2 protein-coding genes are annotated in these 2,073 nt (G+C 40.5%); both read left to right on the forward strand.

The genetic code is table 11. The features are described from left to right. On the forward strand, positions 1–506 hold a 506-nt coding region (locus tag ACEW8O_RS21225), incomplete at its 5' end, for a T9SS type A sorting domain-containing protein (RefSeq protein ID WP_373496633.1). 118 nt (positions 507–624) lie between these two features. Next, the coding region (locus tag ACEW8O_RS21230) for a 7TM diverse intracellular signaling domain-containing protein (protein WP_373496634.1) at positions 625–2,073 on the forward strand (1,449 nt) is incomplete at its 3' end.

The following is a 2,073-nucleotide window of genomic DNA, read 5'->3' on the forward strand; positions in this document are numbered from 1 at the left end:
ACATCGTATTGGAGTCTAATATCCTACCTGCCAAAATAGAGGCAGGACAGGCAATCAGCCTTCTGACTACAATCGATCCTGCTGACAATATCCATACCTACAGCATGGAAGCGCATCCAAACTTCTATATCGAAGGCAACAACCTGATGTGGAAAGGTTCTATTGAAGCTGGAAATCAGTTGAAAGCAACGATCAGCAGCACGGACAGGGCAGGACAGACCATCAGCAGGGAAGTGACCCTTTACAGGGAAATCAGGCCAAGTGAAATTCTGGTCTATCCAAACCCGGCTACAACAGATGCCAACATACAGGTACAATTGTACGGTGGTTCAGATGTTACCATCAGGATCTTTGATGCCGCAGGACGCGTGGTTTACCATGAAGAAGCTTATCAGGAAAACAGTTTCATCAGAAACGTCCAACTGAAAGGTTTGGCCAACGGAATGTACCATGTTATCGTCAAGGTCGATCATCAGGTGATGACCAAGCGATTGATCAAGAATTAGACCACCGATTCTGATTATAATTATCCCTCTCTGACTCCGGTCGGTGGGGGATTTTTATTTTATAAAATACCCTCTTTGGGGTATTTTTTTTTATATTTCAATAGATGATTTTTAACAAATGAAACCTTACAATAAATATATTTGGTTTTTGGTGGTTTTGTCCTCCTTTTTTTGGACAGGTGAGCTTTATGCTGAGGGTTTCCAAGTTCAGCCCATACCTGTTTCCTATCCCAAGGATGTGTTGATCGGGCCAAGTATGTTTTATTGGGAGGAAGATGGTGCCGGTAATCCCTATCAGGTTTTAGAGCGGTTTTTGGATGGGCAATTTACTTCATTTGGTGAGGCCAAACTTTTTAACAAAGGTTATACAGAATCCATTTGGTGGTTTGCTTTTATGTTGGAAAACAACTTGGATGAAAACAATAAGGTGATTTTCAGTCCGGTGGGTGCGGCCATCAAAGAAGGCATTCTATACACTTTTGATCCGGATGGAAAATTATTGAATGAACAGTATTCAGGCTTTTTGTATTCGGGAAAGAGGAGGGATATGAACAGCCGGATCAATTCCTATCAGATAATTCTTCCTCCCCTGGCCCAACGGTTGTTTTTGCTCAAGGTGGACAGCAGGGGGCTTAATACTTATATTCCTTTTTATCTGGACGGTGTCAATGAATATTGGGAATATGAGGTAAAAAGGACATCGATTTATGGGACAGTCACGGGAGTGTTGTTGATGGCTACAGGACTTGGGTTGTTTTTTTGGGTATATTTCAAAGAGTCCATGTACCTGGCATTTGCAGGATATTTGATTTCCAGTCTGATTTTGATTTTGGAAGAAGACGGCTTTTTGTTTCTCTGGATTTATGGAGATTATTTTGGTGAACTATCTGCGGTCCTGATACCATTGTTTTCAGTTTTGATGTCTGTGTTTTTGTTGCAGTTTATCCATTACTTTTTTGGGATCAGGCCTTATGGATTTTCCATTTCAGGAAAGTCTGTTCCTTTATTTTATGCCATTTACCTATATGCTTTTTTGGTGTTTTTGACTTTGTTTTTTAGTACAAGTTATAGTTTTAACCGATATGTAAACGGCTTTGCGCTTTTTCTTTCATTTATCAATATGTTGTTGGTTTTGTTTTTGACCTTCAGTCAATTTAAAAAGAAAGGAAAGATTACCTATTTTATTTTTGCCGCTTTGGCTTTGCTGATTTTCGGTTTTTCCAATTATGTCCTGAACCTACAGGGATTCACGGATTGGCATCCACTGAAGCCCAATGGATTGATTTTTGGCTCTATAGTCAATGTGATTGTGCTGACCATAGGTATTTCCTATAGATACTATCAGATCAGAAGGGATAAGGACAGGCTGACCGCCAAAATGCTGGAACAGGAAAGGAAAACAGCACATAGTATCATTGAAGCCCAGGAAAAGGAAAGGCAGCGTATCGCCAAAGACCTTCACGATGACCTGGGCGGGTTGCTGGCCATGATCAAATTGAAGATTGATAGCATTCTTTTGAACCAAAAAGAACACAGTGACACTAAGACTTCTCTGGAAGAAACCCAA

Origin of the sequence: Aquiflexum sp. (assembly GCF_041749095.1) — a bacterium.
Lineage (GTDB): Bacteria > Bacteroidota > Bacteroidia > Cytophagales > Cyclobacteriaceae > Aquiflexum.